Below are 15,451 nucleotides of genomic sequence, written 5' to 3'. Positions count from 1 at the left end.
AAATTGCGGATGATTTCGACCGCATTTTGTCAGGGCTGTGACAGGACTTCCATCTCACCCAGTTTCAGCGTCATCTGACGGCTTGGCGAAACCTCATACAGACCATCCTGTACTGTACCAAGCAGTTCAGCAGCCCCTGCGGCAGAATGCGCGGAATTCCCCAAAGTGATCGAATACCCAGCCTCTGTCTTCCCGTTGCGCCGGGTCAGCGGGACAAATTCAAGCCGGGTCAAATCATGAGGGGGGACCAGCACCAAAAGGGTTGTATCACCGCCGACCTGTTCCCCAACGCCAAGCGGGCCAAGTGGTTCCACGATTGCCGCGCATCCCCGCCGACCGTTTTGCAGGACCAGCTCACAGCTGCTGATCCAACGGTTGAGGTTAAAGGCTTCGATCTCAGAGAAGTAATCAGCATCAATGACTTGTCCGGCAGGCTGCACAGGCAAGAGCGCCGACAGACGCGCGGCCAGATCCGCGGTATTTGGTTCTCGCGCGGCAAGCGCTTCCCACCGGGTGTCTGCGGCTCTGGCAATTTCCAGGCGCTCCAGCAGGTCGCCATCCCCTTGCGCCTGTGCCGCCGCCTCAAGCGTTGCAAGGGCGGCCTGACCCGCGCGCCCCCAATCATGCGCCATCTCCCACAGGGGCAATTCGTGGGCTGGGATCTCTCCCGCGTTGAACCGCGCAATCTGACTGGCGGCCGAAATGCGCCCGGCATCCGCAAGCGGGCTCAGAAGAATCGCCAGCCAGGCGGCCGTCACAAGACCAAGGGCAACCACCGCCCGCCGCAACTTGGCCGCCCAATTCACGCCCCCCGTCACCGCAACGACTGCGTAGGTGACGCCATGCAGCAACACGAGCGCGGCAAGGACCGCCGCATAGACCCGATCAGGGGTCCAGCCGTATTGGAAAATCCGCATCATCACAGCCCAGATGCACAGGACGGCAACCAGCCCAAGCGCCACGGCAAGGGCGCGGGTTGTCAGCCCAGTCAGCCCCCGTGGCTGGCGAAACCGATAAAGCACGACGCAAATCAGCGTCCCGATCACTCCCGCCATCGCCATCAGCGTCGCAGCAGAGGACAGATGGCCAAAGGCATTGGACAATCCCTGAAACGGGATCGCCAGCAGGAACAGGCCAACAACGACAAACACCGGCACAAGAAGCAGACTGATGAGCCGGAACAACAGCTCCGGCGCATGCCCATCACCCAGCTCCTGCACCACAGCCAGCCCCAGCCCGAACGCCGCGCCGCTTAGTGTCAGAGCCAGCCAATCGGTATCCGCAATGTCTTCGAGAAAGGTGATGTTCACCAGACCCAACAACGCATTGGACAGCAGTCCAAGCCCCCAGAGGACAAAGACAAATGCAATCCCACAGCCCAGCCGAAAGGCGATGCCCCAACTGGCAGCAGAGAGCGCATCATAGCTCAGCCAATCCTGCGCCCCACGCAACCACATCAGCAGAAAGGAACAGGATACCCCGCCAAGAGCGATGGCCATCAGCACCAAGGCCGGGCCGTCCAGCAGGTCGGTCGCCACCGAAAACCTGAGAGAAGCCAACAGCAAAAGGCCCGTCATCGGCACCGCAAGAAGCCCCCCACCCTTCAGCGCCTGATGGATCGGCAACGGACCGATCATCGCCAGCGCGCCACAGCACAGGCTACCGACAAAGGCAAAAGCCGCCAGCCACAGGCTGGGAGACAGCACATCCTGCTGCAGCGCTTCGGCCAGCAACCAGACAGCAAAACCGCTGCCCGCTCCAAGGCCAATCACGGGGAGTCTCGCTTTCGCCACCGTCGCCGCGGTCATGTCGCTCATAAGCCTGATTCCTTCGTTGGTTGAAACGGCTTATACACTTGCATGGAATTTGAGCAGAGGTGAGAGACGGCGAAACTTCCCCTCAACCGGTGTTAGAAATCGGTCGGCGCGCCTCCCTCGGCCTTGCGGCGTTCGACAAATGCGGCCAGTTCCTCTCGGATCGCATCATCCATCGCTGGGGGCTCGAAACTGCCAACGATCTCCTTGTAGACGTGATGCGCCCGCTCTGCAGTCCAGACACCGCCTGCAGCCTCCCAGGCCTCGTAATTTCGCCAATCGCTGAGAAACGGCTGATAGAACGCGGTGCTATAGCGATCCTGAGTATGCTGGGTGCCAAAGAAATGGCCGTCATGGCCCACTTCGCGAATTGCTTCCAACGCGATATCTTCCCCACGGGTTGCGGTGATCTGTGGTTGCAGATAGCGCTGGATGTGCTGGATGACTTCGCAGTCCATCACGAACTTCTCCGGGCTTGCAATCAACCCGCCCTCCAGCCAGCCCGCAGAGTGGTAGACCATGTTGGTGCCTGACTGCACCGCCGCCCATAGCGAATTGGACGTCTCCCACATCGCCTGCCCGTCCGGGACATTGGCCGCACAGACCCCGGATGACCGCATCGGCAGGTCATAAAACCGGGCCATCTGCCCCGTCATCTGAGTAGATCGCATGTATTCCGGGGTGCCAAACGCCGGCGCGCCCGATTTCATGTCCACGTTGGACGTAAACGTCCCGATCATGCAGGGGATGCCCGGCCGGACATACTGGAACAACGCAATGGCAGAGAGGGATTCTGCGATGGATTGCGCCACCGCGCCCGCCATCGTCACCGGCGCCATCGCGCCCGCCAAGGTGAAGGGTGTCACCACAATCGCCTGCCCCCGACGCGCCAGACGCAGACAACCGTCAATCATCGGCTCATCGTGCTTCAGCGGAGAGGTCGAGTTGATATTGGTGTACATATGCGGCTTGGCTTCGAACTCTTCGTCGCTCAGACCTCCTGCGATGCGCACCATCTCCATCACGTCCTCGACGCGTTCCTTACCCAGCGAATAGGCATGCATCACCTTGTCGGTGAGGGTGAGCTTGTCAAACAGCACATCCAGATGCCGCACAGAGGCATGGATATCGACCGGCTCCACCGGGTAGCCGCCTGCGAAATGGATGCAGTTGAAATACTGCGTCAGCTTCAGCAGGTCACGCATCTGTTCACGGTTGCCCGGCACCTTGGCATTCAGGGACAGATCCCAATAGTTGGGCGGAGAGGACACGTTGCCAAACAGGATGTTGCGCCCGCCAAAGGGCAACACACGCTCCGGATTGCGCGGGGTGATGGTGAATTCCGACGGGGCCTTGGCCACCATCTCCATCACAAAATCCCGGTCAAGATAGACGATATTTCCGTCCACCTTGCAGCCCGCCTCCTTGAAGATTGCCAGCGCCTCATCATTCAGAAAGACGATGCCGATTTCTTCCAGGATGCGCATGGCACCATCATGGATGGCCGCAACACCTTCGGGGGGGAGAGGTTCGATGGGCGGGTCAATTACCTGCGGGATCGACCAGGGCAACTGTTCGATCACGGCATCGCCGCGCCGCTGCGCTGCACCTGCACGTCCGCCCCCGCGCCGTCTGCTGCGTGTTTGTATCGTCATGGCCGCCCTCCGCTATTTCGGGCGCCCACCAGACAAGGAGCCGGCGCCCACCTCATCAGCAGGCCCCGGTCCGGTCATCAAGAATTGCCTGTTACCGACAGGTCTCGTCGCTTTTCAACCAAGACCGGTCCATCGTGGCAAAATTCTGTACATCTCTGTACAGTGCGACAAGTTTCAGGCGTCGAGCCACGCCGGAATATGCCCGATATTCGGCAGCACGACATCCGCGTGGTCCTGCAGATCAGCAGCCGTTGCCATGCCCGTCAGCACACCAATGCGTCGCATCCCGGCCGCAGCCCCCGCGATCAGGTCGTGCAGACTGTCACCGACCATCGCCGTCCGCTCCGGAGCGACGCCTGCAGCCTTGCAAAACGCCAGCAGCGGATCGGGATCTGGCTTTGCGCCGTGGCCACTGTCACAGCCCGCCACAAAGGCAAAGCGATCCAACACCCCTGCGCGCTCCAGTTGGCTCTTGGCTGAGATTTCTGAATCATTGGTCATCACCCCCAGCACCTTTCCCCGCGCCAGCAGGTCATCAAGGAACGCAGCCAGCGGCACCGCCGGAGACAGATCCGCAGTGGCCGCGCTTTGGGCCAGAAAGGCCGTCAGTTCTGGCAGATCCATATGGGCCACGAAAGGGGATAGCACCTCTGCCACCTCGTCGTTGGATCCTGCGATGACCAGGCTGTCGGCATTAAAGGCCGAGCGATCAAGATCATAGCTGATCACCCGCGCCATCCCCACCTTGGCGGCGTGATCACCGCGCGACAGCGTGTTCAGCACCTCTGCCGCCCAAGTGTTCCAGGTCTGCGCAAAATCGAAAAGAGTTCCGTCCTTGTCAAACAGCAGGGCATCAACGGGCATGGGCAGTCCTTCGGTCGGGGCCCACCCTATCCGGCGGGCCAAGTTTCAGGGCCGGGGCGAATTTGCCCCGTTTGCCAATTGATAGGCGATCCGCCCCTCTGTCGCCAGCCGTTTAGAACAGCCCGCAAGTGACGGCCTGTCAGGGCTTGTCTGCGGCTCGCCTCAGCGGCTCAGGTCCAGTGGACCTGCGCGCCGCCCGGCAGCGCCATCCGCGCCTGCATCGGGATCTCATAGGCGATGCCCAAGCTGTCGCAGAAGGCCATCACCCAGGCATCATCCATCGTCAGGAAATCCAGCACCGAGCCAAGGAACGCAGGGTCGGCCGCCTGCTCCCGCAGATCCGACTCGCTTGCCCCGGTGGAGCCGAGAAACACGGGCAGCAACTCGTCATTGCCGGCCAGCCAACCCAGCGCCTTGAGGGCCAGGGTCTCGGCTGAATCGGCGGAAAAAGGCATATGTGAACACATTCCTGACACTTCACCGTCAATTTGATGGAAATCCGAAAGGGTTTATTAACCATCCTCATTAAGACTTCAGGGATAGTTGGAATGCAAGAGGCGAAAGGGCTTCGCGTGCAGGGTACGATCCTCATCATTGACGGAGTGGCGACAAACCGCATCATGCTGAAGGTGCAGCTGTCCGCAGCCTATTACCGTGTGGTGCAGGCCGAGGGCACAGAGGGCATCGTGAAAACTGCCCTGCGCTGCCGCCCCGACCTGATCCTTACTGCCATGTCCCTGCCTGATGGATCTGCCGCCGACGTCAAGGCGCTGCTGGCAGAGGATGACCAGCTTGCTGATATCCCGGTGATTGCAATTGATCAGGAGGCCGACAGCGACCGTCGGCTGTCTGCCCTGCGTGCCGGCATCGATGATGTGCTGGTCCAGCCCCTTGATGACACGATGCTACAGGCCCGCATCCGCAGCCTGCTGCGCGCCTCCAGCCACAAGGAAGACCTGCATCTGCAAGGCGGCGGCACCCATCGGTTCGGTCCGGTTCTGTCCGACGCCCATCTGAATGCGGGGATCAGTGGCGCCATGGTTGCCCTGGTCACCGAAGCACGCGCAACAGCCATCTACTGGCAGGCCCAACTTGCCTCGCGCGTGCCCTACCGCCTCGAAAGCCACCAGCTTGATGCGGTGCACCCCCTGATGCGCGAGCCGGTGCCTGATGTGATCGTCATCGAACTGAGCCCGACCAACGCGGGCCCCGGCCTTCGCCTTATTGCGGATTTGCGGGCACGCGCCTCTACCCGGCGCACGGTTGTGATCGCAGTTGTGCACCCCGCCGACCCGGCCATCGCCGCAGAGGCGCTGGATCGCGGGGCCCACGACGTTCTGCAGGCCGGTTTCAACGTCGCAGAGCTGAGCCTGCGCATCGAAAACCAGCTGCGCCAGCGCGCCCGCATGGACCATCTGCGCGACAACGTCCGCAACAGCCTGCGAGCTGCGGTCGAAGACCCGATGACCGGCCTGTTCAACCGCCGCTATGCCAAGCCGTTCCTCGATCAGGTTGCAGGCAGCGCAGCCAAGACGGGCGATCCCTTTGCGGTGATGCTTGCCGATCTGGACCACTTCAAACAGATCAACGACATCTACGGCCACCCGGTAGGCGATGCGGTGCTGATCGAGGCCGCGAAACGCCTGCAGTCCGCGCTGCGCCCTGTTGATCTTGTCGCCCGCGTCGGTGGTGAAGAATTCATGATCGTGCTGCCCGGCCTCGGCGAAGCCATGACAGCCGCCGTTGCCAGCGATTTGTGCAACCGGATCAACAGCAAACCATTTCACATCGCAGGCGTTGACCGCCCCATTCATGTCACCATCAGCATCGGAGCCGTGATTGGCGGTGGCACCCAGCACAGCGAGATCCTGAGAAACCCGCAGGCCCGCGAGGCCTGTGTAAATGACCTGATCACCAACGCCGACCGCGCGCTTTACAGCGCCAAACATGCAGGCCGCAACCGCGTCTCATTGGCAGAGCTTGCAGCCTGACCAACCCCATCCGCCCCATCCAGCGGGGCGCAAAGACCAAGGACAGTGAACGACGGGCTCGACCGCCAAAAGACCAGCACACCCGGCATGGCGTCGCGCACTACAGGCAGGACCAGACAAGAGCAGCAGATGGTCCATCAACAGCAAACAGGGCAGTGCTCTCGCCACTGCCCTGTTCCGATCTTGCCCCGCGCTCAGCGATGTTTCCGGTCGTGGCGCGCCAAACGCTCTTCCAGCTCGGCAGCATAAGACGCCCGCTCTTGGGCTGTCATCTCGCGAACCTGGCTCAGCCAGGCGACCTGCACCGACTGGTGGAAAGAACTGCGCCGCGCCGCATGGTCCTGCAAAGCCCCCTCCAAAGCGGCCGGATCAAAGGGGTCAGCCCGCAACAGCGTGACAACCGTGACAACCTCGGCCATGCGGCGGGCGCGGAAACTTTCGTGGTCGCCCTCAACCGCACTCCGCAAAGCCTTGCGCGTGTCACGATCCAGATCACGATAAAGAAGCGCCCCGATCGGCGGCGGCGCCTTGCCGCCATCTCGTCCGTGTCCGGCAAACCGCCAGGCCGCCCCGGCAACAACCCCAACCACGATCAGGTTCAGGGCAAGCGACCCGATCAGCAGCCAGCGCACCCACCGGCGGGGAGATTTTGTTGGCTCTTGTGTCATTCTGTCTCCTCGCTCAGCACCAGCGCCAAGTCATAGCTGTCATCCGGCAAATCCGACGCGCTCAGGTCGATCCCGGCCAGGGCCACCGGATCAGGGATAAAGGACGGCGGCGCCAGTCCAATCCACAAACCAGCCGCACTCGCCGTGGCCAGCCCCCCAAGCGCAGGCCAGCCACCAATGGCCGCGATCACGCCGCGCAGCTGCGCCATCAGACCCGTGCTGCCCCTCTCGGTCCTGCCCTTGGCCCAGTCCGCGCCCTGAGACTGCACCGCAGCAGCCCGCGCAGCCTGAATGGCAACAGCCTCTCGGATGATGGACTGCTCCAAATGAACCGGCACCTCGGCAGGGCTGCAGTCGCGGGCTTCGGCAAAAAGATCATCCATCAGCGCGTCCGCAAACAGATCATCCTCGCCGCGGGACTGCTCTGCATCCGCTTGTCCGCCCGGCTGTCCGGGCGCATGTCTATCTGTCTTGTCAACCATCGCTATACCCCAATTCAGCCCGGCGTCCGGCCAGGATGGCGGCCAACGCCCGTTTGCCCCGCGCGGTCAGACTTTCGACCGCCTCGACGCTGATGTCCATGATCCCTGCGATCTCCGGGTTTGGCAGGTCTTCGATGTGGCGCAGAACCACGGCCTGACGCTGGCGTTCTGGCAGTTGCATCAGCGCGCTCTGCAGGGCGTCCTGCCGGGCTCCATCCTGAAGGCGCTCTGCCGCGCTCTGGGCCGTGTCTTCCGGTTCGGGGATGGCGTCCAGATCCAGATGCCCGCCCCGCTGGCGTCGTTTGTGATCGATGCAAAGATTCATCACCACGCGATAGAGCCAGGTCGAGACCCGCGCGCGCCCCGGCTCCCAATGTTCGGCCTGACGCCACAGGCGCACCATCGCCTCCTGGGTGATGTCCTCTGCTTCGGCCCGGTTGCCCAGAACCCGCATCGCAACACCAAGCGCGCGCGGCGCAAGCCGTTGTGTCAGCTCTGCCGCGACATGCGGATCCCCCTGAGCAAATCGCAAAAGCAATGCGCCCTCCGGATCCTCGACCGGTCGTTCGTCACAGGCCTGCCCCTGCCCCGCCTGCGTCGGCGGTGGCTGCGACATCAACGGGCCCCTCGCCGGGGCCCGCCCGGCATATTTGGCAGATATCGACACATCTGGTCCCGGTTCAGTTCTGCTCCGTTGCGCCGCCCTGACCGCCGTGGCGGCGATCTCCACCATGGCGCGCCTGGTGCTTCATGCGGGCGGTTTCATATTCGTCCTTGCTGATGGCACCATCACCATTGGCGTCGACCCGGTCAAACATCTTTCCGGCGCGGCGGGGTTTGGGCAGCTCGTCCAGCGTCACCGCCCCATCCGAATTCGCGTCCATCCGCTCCATCATCTTGGCCGCATGTTCCTTGGCGCGCGCCTGTGCGGCGGCTTCGATCTCGGCCAGTGTCAGCTTGCCATCACCATCAGCATCGGTCGCGGCAAAGCGCGCCTCGCGCAGACCTTCCATTTCCTGCTTGCTGATCTGACCGTCGCCGTCCGCATCAATCTGCTCAAACGTCATGCCCGGCCCAAAGCCACCTTTGCCACCGTGGCCCGGTTTGGCAATGGCGCCTGTGGCTCCGACAACAGCACCGGCGACGATCACGGCTGCGATGAACTTCGTATGTTTCATGGTCTGCGGTCCTTTTGCAGATCGGCAGCCCCTTGCCGCCGATGACATGAGCTAAACGGCCGCCCATGACACTTCCGTCGGTTTTTCTCGAAAAAAATCCGCGCGCGCCGGCAGAGCCTTCAATTCGCATAATTTTCTTTTATTGCGCCTTCAGCCAAAGCCGCCCAATCTTGCGGCATCCCGACGCAGACCCAATGACGCCCCCTTTATTCCGGGACGCAATGAGACCAAATATGAGCTCAAAAGATAGGATTTGTTATGACCGAGTCATCTGCGGCGCTTTCGGCCGACATCAAAACGGATAGCCAAGAAGACCGTCCAACCTGGCCCGCGGTTCTGCGGGGCTGGCGGTGCAAATGCCCCAACTGCGGCGAGGGCAAAGTCCTTCATTCGTACCTCAAGGTGAATGATGAATGCGCCAATTGCGGCCTGAACCTCAGCAATGCGCGTGCCGACGATGGCCCTGCATATCTGACCATTCTTCTGGTGGGCCACATTATGGCGCCGCTGATGCATGTGGTCTATTTCGCCTGGCGGCCTGAGCCGCTGGTGACCTTTACGGTGTTCTCACTGGGGTGCCTGCTGTCCTCGCTGTTCCTGCTGCCCCGGATGAAGGGGATTGTCGTCGCCTACCAATGGGCGCGCCGGATGCACGGTTTCGGCAAGGAAGACTAAGCAGACAAGATCAGACAAAAGGCCCTGCCACCGGCACGGGCCTTTTTCTTTGCCGCAGGTTTCGCCGCAGCGGCACAGGCGGTGCCCCTTGCATCACTGCCGGATCCCGGTCAGATCTAAGGGGCAGTCTCTGATGCTGCGCACCTCTCTTATTGCCATCAAAAGGTTGCCCATGATCCCCGAAAGCGCCCAAGCCCGGACCACCACAGACAAGACAGCGATCCGCAACGCGGCAACCGTGATCGTGGTGCGGGACCGGATGGGTGCGGATCCGCAGGTTTTGATGGGCCAGCGTGGCGCCAAGGCCGCTTTCATGCCCAACAAGGTGGTGTTCCCCGGCGGTGCAGTAGACCTTGGCGACGGTGACGTTCCATTGGCCACGCCGCTGCCGGATGTCTGCCGCAACCGCCTGCAGGAACAATCCGCAGGCGATCTGCACCATGCGCTGGCCGTGGCCGCAATCCGCGAGCTGTGGGAAGAAACCGGTCTGATCCTGGGCACCCCCGGCACATGGCCCACAGCGCCGGAAACAGACTGGGAGGGGTTTGCCGCCACCGGTCACTTGCCCGCTGCCGCTGGTTTGCAGTTTGTCTTTCGCGCCATCACCCCGCCGGGCCGCCCCCGCCGGTTTGACGCACGGTTCTTTCTGATCGATGCAGAGCATATCGTCGGCGATCTCGATGATTTTTCCCGCGCCAGCGAAGAGCTGTCCCACCTCCAGTGGATCCCGCTCAGTCGGGTGCGGACCTATGATCTGCCCTTCATCACCGAAGTGGTTCTGGCCGAAGTCACCCAGCGCATCCGCAACAGCGAACCACCGGTCAGTGTCCCGTTCTTTCGCAATGACGATGAATCGAGCCATTTCCTGCGGCTCAAGGGCTATCCAATGCCAAGCGACGGCTGAGCCTGCCAGCTCAGATCGCCAGCAACAGCACCAGGATCGACAGGATCAGCAACCCCATGCCAAGGATCTCGCGCCGGGTGATGACCTCCTTGAAGAACAGCACCGACGCCAGCAGCGACAACAGCAGTTCGATCTGACCCAGCGCCTTGACGTAGGCGGCATTCTGCAGGGTAAAGGCCCAGAACCAGCAGAATGACCCAAGAAGGCTGGTCATGCCGACCCAGACCGCAACCCGCCTTGCGGCCCAGACACGGGCAATTTCACCCTTTTCGCGCAGGCTCAGCCAGACCAGCATGAACAGGGTCTGAAGACTGACGACAACGGCCAGCGTGACCCCGGCGCGAAACGCGGCCTCCAGCTCGGCCAGTTGCAACGATGCCCCCCGGTAGCTCACGGCGGAAAAGGCAAACAGAACCCCCGAACCAAGCCCAAGAAGAGACGCCCGATTGGTCAGATGCCGCCACCACGGTCCGGTGCTTTCCGGTGTCTTCGACAAAACCAGAACCGCGCAAAGCCCAATGACGATCGCCCCCCAGCCAAGGGCAGAGATCCCGTCTCCCAGAACGATCAGCCCGACAATGGCGGTCTGGATCACCTCGGTTTTCTTGAAGGTGATGCCGACTGCGAAATTGCGTTGGCGGAACAGGGCGACAACGCACACCGTGGCAAGGATTTGCGCCGTACCGCCAATTGTTGCAAAGACCCAGAATGTCGCGCTCAGATCAGGAAGGGCGCGCCCCGACACCGCAAGATAGCCAAGAAGCCCCGCCCAGATCAGTGGCGCGGAATAAACAAACCGGGCAAATGTCGCACCGGCAGACGACAGGGTCACACTGCTCAGGACCTTTTGCAGCATGAAGCGAACTGTCTGAAAACTGGCAGCCGCAATGGCGATGGGGATCCACAAACTCATGCAAAGGGTTATGGCCCCTTACGTGCGGTCTGACCAGATCGGATGTGCAACGGGATCCTTGCGCCGCAGCGCATAGCGACGAAAGATCCGGGCATATGACGGGTAACTGTAGCCCTGATTGCGATCGTGAAAGCCCTGCCTCTGCGCCGCGTACAGCGCCGGCAGGTCATACCATGGCACCCCCGGATGACAGTGGTGCACCGCATGAAGATGGTTGTTGAGAAACAAAAAACCAAGGAGCCCGCCACGCTCGACGATCACGGTGCGTGCCTTGGGATCGTCGTGGGCACGATGCTCCAGAAAGGTGCGGATCTTGAGGATCGCAAGGCCAAGATAGGCAGCCACAAGATAGCTCATCAACGACAGCGGACTGACCCAGACCAGCCCGACAACCAGTCCTGCCCCAAGACAATGCAGCAGCCAATCCCGCAACACGGCTTCATCGCCACTGCGGATCAGGCGCCACTCCTGCGCCATAAAGCGGCCCTGCCCCAGCAGTGGCCCAATCACCACCCGCCCCAACAGCGTGTTGTTCACACGAAACAGCAGACGCGCAGCCCAGCCCAACCGCAGCCAGACGGCTGGGTCCAGGAAGTTGCTCTCCGGGTCATCATAAGGGTCTGTCAGCCGCTCATCGCGGTGATGGGCAAGATGGGTGTCACGAAACCGGCCATATGGAATGGCGAGGTTCAAAGGCAGGAACATCAGCGCCTCGTTCAGCACGCGCAGCCGGAAAGGATGGCCATGCAGCGCCTCATGGCACAGCGACGCGTGCAGCGTGATCAGCACCGCCAGGATCGGGACGGTAACAACAGGCGGCAACAGGCCCGCTGCGTACAGGACGGCGCCCCAGCTCCCATAGCAGCCAAGGATCAAGAACAGCGTGCGCCATTCCACCCGGCCCACCGCGATGATCGGGGCCTCAGCCGCAAGCGGGCCATCTCGCTGCGGATCAGACATCAGCCACCTTTATCTGATGGCCAGCTGTCTGATCCCGGTGCGCCCCCGTCCAAATGTGCATCTCTCTGCCTCATCCCGCTGAAATCTATGGCTCTGTCAGGGATAGCCAGTGGATCGGTGATGCAGAATTCCAAATATGATTAACAAAATTCATCAATGGTGATATTTATCACCGCATGATCGAAATTATCGACAAGCGACTGCGCGCTGCGCAGTTTCGGCTCCGGCTCAACAGGGCGCTGGCGGATAGCGGTCTCAGCCAGAGCGCCCTTGCCCGCGCCATCGGCGTCGACCGCTCCACCATATCGCAACTTTTGACCGACGAGGGCGCGCGCCTGCCAAACGCCCATGTGGTTGGCGCCTGTGCGGCGGCGCTTGGTGTGTCGGCCGATTGGCTGCTGAGCCTGTCAGAGCGGCCCGAAAACGCCGCTGATCTGGTTGCAGCAAGCCTCACGATGAGCGCGGCCCCCCGTGCGCTGGTGGATGAGCGGATATTCGGCTGGCATCAAGAGGCCGAGGGCTACAAGATCCGGCATGTCCCTGCGGCCCTGCCCGATATGCTCAAGACCCGCGCGCTTTTGGAATGGGAATATGCCCCGCATCTGGGGCGCACAGCCGATCAGGCCATCGGCGCCTCGCAGGACCGTCTGGACTGGATGCGCCGCTCTCCGTCGGATTATGAAATCGCCATGCCGATCTACGAGCTGGACAGCTTTGCCAAGGGCACCGGCTATTACGAGGGGCTACCGCGCGACATCCGCGAGGAGCAGCTGAGCCACTTCGAACACCTCAGCACCCAGCTTTATCCGCGCCTTCGGATTTATCTGTTTGATGCCAAGCGGCTTTACTCCGCGCCGCTCACGGTCTTTGGGCCGCTGCTCTGCGTGCTTTATGCAGGCAGTCACTACCTCGCCTTTCGCGACAAAGAGCGGGTCGCAACGCTCACCACCCATTTCGACAATCTGGTGCGCGAGGCCGATATCACCGCCCGGCAGGTGCCCGACCGGCTCAGGGATCTCAGGGCCGCGATTTCCTGAACGCTGCAGCCGGGCCCCCTGTGCAGCTCGGCTCACACCTTGGGATCCGGGTTCTCCGTATGGCCATCCACCGCAATCACCTGCCCCGACACCAGCCGGGCAGCATCAGAGCCCAGGAACACCGCCATATTGGCAATGTCGCGTGCCTCAACAAAGGACCGCATCGACGTCCCCGACGCATAGCCTTCATAGACCTGATCGCGGCTCATGCCCTTGGCTGCGGCTTCACGCTCCAGAACGCCCTCCATCCGCGGCCCTTCAACGGCACCGGGGCAGATCGCGTTGGCACGGACACCATATGGGCCCAGCTCCATTGCCAAAGTCTTCATCAGCCCGATCACCGCCCATTTCGCCGAAGCATAAGGCGCCCGGTTCGGATAGCCGTACTGCCCTGCGGTAGAGGATGTCACGATGATCGATCCCGCCCGGGCCGCCTTCATCAAAGGTGCTGCGTATTTGGCCGCCAGAAAGCAGCCCTCCAGATTGACGCTCACGCATTTGCGCCAGTCCTCCAGCGCGATATCCTCGATCAGCGCAGTCGGACCGGCGATGCCTGCATTGGCACACAGCACATCCAGCCCGCCCCATTGCTCGCGCACCTCGGCAAACAGTGCTGCAACACTGTCCTCGTCAGCCGCATCAACCACGCTGGCCTGCCAGCCCGCCGGAAGATCCGACAGGCTGTCTGCATTCACATCCGTAACCCAGACCTGATGACCGGCAGCGGCAAAACCCTCTGCCATCGCACGCCCGATCCCGGAACCACCTGCGGTAATCAAAACCCGCGCGGCTCGTGCCCCGCTCATCTTGGGGCACCGATTGCGCGGCCCAGTCCCTCTGGTGCGTCCAAAGCCGAATGCGCCTCTGCCAGCTTCACCAGGTTCGCCTCGATATGGGCTGCGGGCGGGGCGGACCGGCGGGTCTCAAGATTCACGTGCAACAGCATGTGTTCGCCAGTCGCCAGCAACCGGTCACCGGAGTACATCTCGTGCCAGACATGCATCTTCTTGCCCTGCCCCATGATCACCCGGGTCCGCACCTGCATGGGATCACCTGCATGCACCTCATCGATGTGGCGGATATGGGTTTCAGCGGTGAAATAGCTGCCGCCACTTGCGATATACTCTGCATCACAGCCGATGATCATCATCAGCCGGTCAGTGGACTGCGCAAAGGCGTCGAGATAGCGGCTCTCGGTCATGTGGCCGTTGTAGTCGGTCCAGTCCAGCGGCACGATTCGGCTTTGGGTGAGGATGGGTTGGCCGAGGTCCGCAATCTCCTCGATCGAGCGCACGAGCCCCACATCCGCCTCCCGGCCAGCATCATGGGCGTTCTGCAAAGCACCGGCACCCCAGTCATTGGCCCCCAGCGCCCGCATCATGCCCACAAGGTTGTCATCGCGGATACGCTCCAACTCGCGGATCGAATGATGCCCCGATTGCGCGTCCGACTGGCCTGCGATCAGATCGACCAGCTCATCGGTGAACTCCGGCACATCCATCAGCTTGGTCCAGGGCCATTTCAGCGCCGGGCCGAACTGCGCCATGAAATGCTTCATGCCCGCCTCACCGCCTGCGACGCGGTAGGTTTCAAACAGCCCCATCTGCGCCCAGCGGATGCCAAAGCCGTAGCGGATCGCATTGTCGATCTCTTCGGTGGTGGCGATGCCGTCCTTGACCAGCCACAGCGCCTCGCGCCAGACGGCCTCCAGGAACCGGTCCGCCACATGGGCGTCGATCTCCTTTTTCAGATGCAGGGGATACATGCCGATCTCGGTGATGATGGCCTTGGCGCTGTCGATCACGCTTGCCGGGTTCACCTCGGTCGTGACCAGCTCCACCAGCGGCATCAGGTAGACCGGGTTGAACGGATGCGCGACCACGATCTGGCCTGCGTTGTCGAACCCCTCCTGCAACTGCGAAGGTCGGTAGCCCGAGGTCGAAGAGCCGATGACCGCATCCTTGCCCGCATGCGCCTGCAACTCGCCATAGACCTTTTGCTTCAGCTCCAGCCGTTCGGGGACGCTTTCCTGAATCCACTCCGCACCTTCCACGGCCTCTGCGATGGTCGCGTGATAGGTCAGGCTGCCCTCTGCAGGAAGCGCCACATTGCCCAGACCCGGCAGCGAGCGGCGGGCGTTGGCCAGCACTTCACCGATCTTGCGCTCCGCTTCCGGGTCCGGGTCGAACACCCGCACGTTCCAGCCATTGAGCAGGAACCGCGCGGCCCATCCGCCGCCGATAACCCCGCCGCCGATGATTGCTGCTGTTTTTGTCATGTCACTTTCCCGCATGTTTCGGGTCGCCTGGC

16 protein-coding genes are annotated in these 15,451 nt (G+C 62.0%); 4 read left to right on the top strand and 12 right to left on the bottom strand.

Features of this window, described 5'->3' with window-relative positions; genetic code table 11:
- Positions 1-29: 29 nt before the first annotated feature.
- The 4 genes from KUV39_RS17170 to KUV39_RS17155 form a co-directional block, all read right to left on the bottom strand.
- A complete protein-coding gene (locus KUV39_RS17170) occupies positions 30-1,817 on the bottom strand; it encodes a DUF4153 domain-containing protein (RefSeq protein ID WP_222460458.1) in 1,788 nt (595 codons plus the stop codon).
- 92 nt (positions 1,818-1,909) lie between these two features.
- Complete coding sequence (locus KUV39_RS17165) at positions 1,910-3,469, bottom strand: trimethylamine methyltransferase family protein (protein WP_222460457.1); 1,560 nt, start codon at positions 3,467-3,469, stop codon at positions 1,910-1,912.
- A 174-nt stretch (positions 3,470-3,643) separates the two neighbouring features.
- Complete coding sequence (locus KUV39_RS17160; protein ID WP_008562089.1) at positions 3,644-4,333, bottom strand: HAD family hydrolase; 690 nt, start codon at positions 4,331-4,333, stop codon at positions 3,644-3,646.
- A gap of 170 nt (positions 4,334-4,503) precedes the next feature.
- A complete protein-coding gene (locus tag KUV39_RS17155; RefSeq protein WP_008559949.1) occupies positions 4,504-4,788 on the bottom strand; it encodes a DUF3572 domain-containing protein in 285 nt (94 codons plus the stop codon).
- Between the two features lie 93 nt (positions 4,789-4,881).
- Between KUV39_RS17155 and KUV39_RS17150 the strand changes: the two genes are divergently transcribed.
- Positions 4,882-6,324, top strand: a complete 1,443-nt coding sequence (locus tag KUV39_RS17150) for a diguanylate cyclase (RefSeq protein WP_244998435.1) — start codon at positions 4,882-4,884, stop codon at positions 6,322-6,324.
- 194 nt (positions 6,325-6,518) lie between these two features.
- Here KUV39_RS17150 and KUV39_RS17145 read toward each other — a convergent pair whose 3' ends face one another.
- The 4 genes from KUV39_RS17145 to KUV39_RS17130 all read right to left on the bottom strand — a co-directional run bounded on the left by KUV39_RS17145 (position 6,519) and on the right by KUV39_RS17130 (position 8,652).
- Positions 6,519-6,992: a periplasmic heavy metal sensor gene (locus tag KUV39_RS17145; RefSeq protein ID WP_046212060.1), complete on the bottom strand. Its 474-nt coding sequence runs from the start codon at positions 6,990-6,992 to the stop codon at positions 6,519-6,521.
- The gene (locus tag KUV39_RS17140) at positions 6,989-7,474 is read right to left on the bottom strand and encodes a hypothetical protein (protein WP_222460456.1); all 486 of its coding nucleotides are present in this window, start codon (positions 7,472-7,474) and stop codon (positions 6,989-6,991) included. Before KUV39_RS17140 ends, KUV39_RS17145 begins: the two co-directional genes overlap by 4 nt.
- Complete coding sequence (locus KUV39_RS17135) at positions 7,467-8,090, bottom strand: RNA polymerase sigma factor (protein WP_222460455.1); 624 nt, start codon at positions 8,088-8,090, stop codon at positions 7,467-7,469. The genes KUV39_RS17140 and KUV39_RS17135 overlap by 8 nt, the downstream gene beginning before the upstream one ends.
- A 64-nt stretch (positions 8,091-8,154) precedes the next feature.
- A complete protein-coding gene (locus KUV39_RS17130) occupies positions 8,155-8,652 on the bottom strand; it encodes an EF-hand domain-containing protein (RefSeq protein ID WP_222460454.1) in 498 nt (165 codons plus the stop codon).
- 258 nt (positions 8,653-8,910) lie between these two features.
- Between KUV39_RS17130 and KUV39_RS17125 the strand changes: the two genes are divergently transcribed.
- Positions 8,911-9,327 (top strand): DUF983 domain-containing protein, encoded by a 417-nt coding sequence (locus KUV39_RS17125; protein ID WP_008560598.1) that lies wholly within the window; start codon positions 8,911-8,913, stop codon positions 9,325-9,327.
- Between the two features lie 172 nt (positions 9,328-9,499).
- Complete coding sequence (locus KUV39_RS17120; protein WP_222460476.1) at positions 9,500-10,231, top strand: NUDIX hydrolase; 732 nt, start codon at positions 9,500-9,502, stop codon at positions 10,229-10,231.
- Positions 10,232-10,241: 10 nt separating this feature from the next.
- On the opposite strand, the gene KUV39_RS17115 is transcribed toward KUV39_RS17120, so the two are convergent.
- Together KUV39_RS17115 and KUV39_RS17110 are read right to left on the bottom strand one after the other, a co-directional pair.
- A complete protein-coding gene (locus tag KUV39_RS17115; RefSeq protein WP_222460453.1) occupies positions 10,242-11,144 on the bottom strand; it encodes an EamA family transporter in 903 nt (300 codons plus the stop codon).
- Between the two features lie 18 nt (positions 11,145-11,162).
- A complete protein-coding gene (locus KUV39_RS17110) occupies positions 11,163-12,104 on the bottom strand; it encodes a fatty acid desaturase (protein WP_222460452.1) in 942 nt (313 codons plus the stop codon).
- A gap of 176 nt (positions 12,105-12,280) precedes the next feature.
- Between KUV39_RS17110 and KUV39_RS17105 the strand changes: the two genes are divergently transcribed.
- Positions 12,281-13,141: a helix-turn-helix domain-containing protein gene (locus KUV39_RS17105; RefSeq protein ID WP_008560738.1), complete on the top strand. Its 861-nt coding sequence runs from the start codon at positions 12,281-12,283 to the stop codon at positions 13,139-13,141.
- Positions 13,142-13,173: 32 nt separating this feature from the next.
- Here the strand turns inward: KUV39_RS17105 and KUV39_RS17100 are convergent, their stop codons facing one another.
- On the bottom strand, positions 13,174-13,947 hold the full coding sequence (locus tag KUV39_RS17100) for an SDR family oxidoreductase (RefSeq protein ID WP_008559276.1): 774 nt from the start codon (positions 13,945-13,947) through the stop codon (positions 13,174-13,176).
- Positions 13,944-15,419, bottom strand: a complete 1,476-nt coding sequence (locus KUV39_RS17095; protein ID WP_222460451.1) for a carnitine 3-dehydrogenase — start codon at positions 15,417-15,419, stop codon at positions 13,944-13,946. The genes KUV39_RS17100 and KUV39_RS17095 overlap by 4 nt, the downstream gene beginning before the upstream one ends.
- Between the last annotated feature and the right edge of the window lie 32 nt (positions 15,420-15,451).

Source organism: Phaeobacter italicus (genome assembly GCF_019801785.1).
GTDB classification, from domain to species: domain Bacteria; phylum Pseudomonadota; class Alphaproteobacteria; order Rhodobacterales; family Rhodobacteraceae; genus Phaeobacter; species Phaeobacter italicus.
Note: the sequence above shows the minus strand (reverse complement) of the source record. Positions and strands in the feature narration are given on the sequence as shown.

Coding starts and splice junctions, on each gene's coding strand:
- KUV39_RS17145 (WP_046212060.1), bottom strand. CDS start 6,992: ATGACACAAGAGCCAACAAAATCTCCCCGCCGGTGGGTGCGCTGGCTG.
- KUV39_RS17165 (WP_222460457.1), bottom strand. CDS start 3,469: ATGACGATACAAACACGCAGCAGACGGCGCGGGGGCGGACGTGCAGGT.
- KUV39_RS17100 (WP_008559276.1), bottom strand. CDS start 13,947: ATGAGCGGGGCACGAGCCGCGCGGGTTTTGATTACCGCAGGTGGTTCC.
- KUV39_RS17110 (WP_222460452.1), bottom strand. CDS start 12,104: ATGTCTGATCCGCAGCGAGATGGCCCGCTTGCGGCTGAGGCCCCGATC.
- KUV39_RS17160 (WP_008562089.1), bottom strand. CDS start 4,333: ATGCCCGTTGATGCCCTGCTGTTTGACAAGGACGGAACTCTTTTCGAT.
- KUV39_RS17130 (WP_222460454.1), bottom strand. CDS start 8,652: ATGAAACATACGAAGTTCATCGCAGCCGTGATCGTCGCCGGTGCTGTT.
- KUV39_RS17140 (WP_222460456.1), bottom strand. CDS start 7,474: ATGGTTGACAAGACAGATAGACATGCGCCCGGACAGCCGGGCGGACAA.
- KUV39_RS17150 (WP_244998435.1), top strand. CDS start 4,882: ATGCAAGAGGCGAAAGGGCTTCGCGTGCAGGGTACGATCCTCATCATT.
- KUV39_RS17170 (WP_222460458.1), bottom strand. CDS start 1,817: ATGAGCGACATGACCGCGGCGACGGTGGCGAAAGCGAGACTCCCCGTG.
- KUV39_RS17155 (WP_008559949.1), bottom strand. CDS start 4,788: ATGCCTTTTTCCGCCGATTCAGCCGAGACCCTGGCCCTCAAGGCGCTG.
- KUV39_RS17135 (WP_222460455.1), bottom strand. CDS start 8,090: ATGTCGCAGCCACCGCCGACGCAGGCGGGGCAGGGGCAGGCCTGTGAC.
- KUV39_RS17125 (WP_008560598.1), top strand. CDS start 8,911: ATGACCGAGTCATCTGCGGCGCTTTCGGCCGACATCAAAACGGATAGC.
- KUV39_RS17105 (WP_008560738.1), top strand. CDS start 12,281: ATGATCGAAATTATCGACAAGCGACTGCGCGCTGCGCAGTTTCGGCTC.
- KUV39_RS17115 (WP_222460453.1), bottom strand. CDS start 11,144: ATGAGTTTGTGGATCCCCATCGCCATTGCGGCTGCCAGTTTTCAGACA.
- KUV39_RS17095 (WP_222460451.1), bottom strand. CDS start 15,419: ATGACAAAAACAGCAGCAATCATCGGCGGCGGGGTTATCGGCGGCGGA.
- KUV39_RS17120 (WP_222460476.1), top strand. CDS start 9,500: ATGATCCCCGAAAGCGCCCAAGCCCGGACCACCACAGACAAGACAGCG.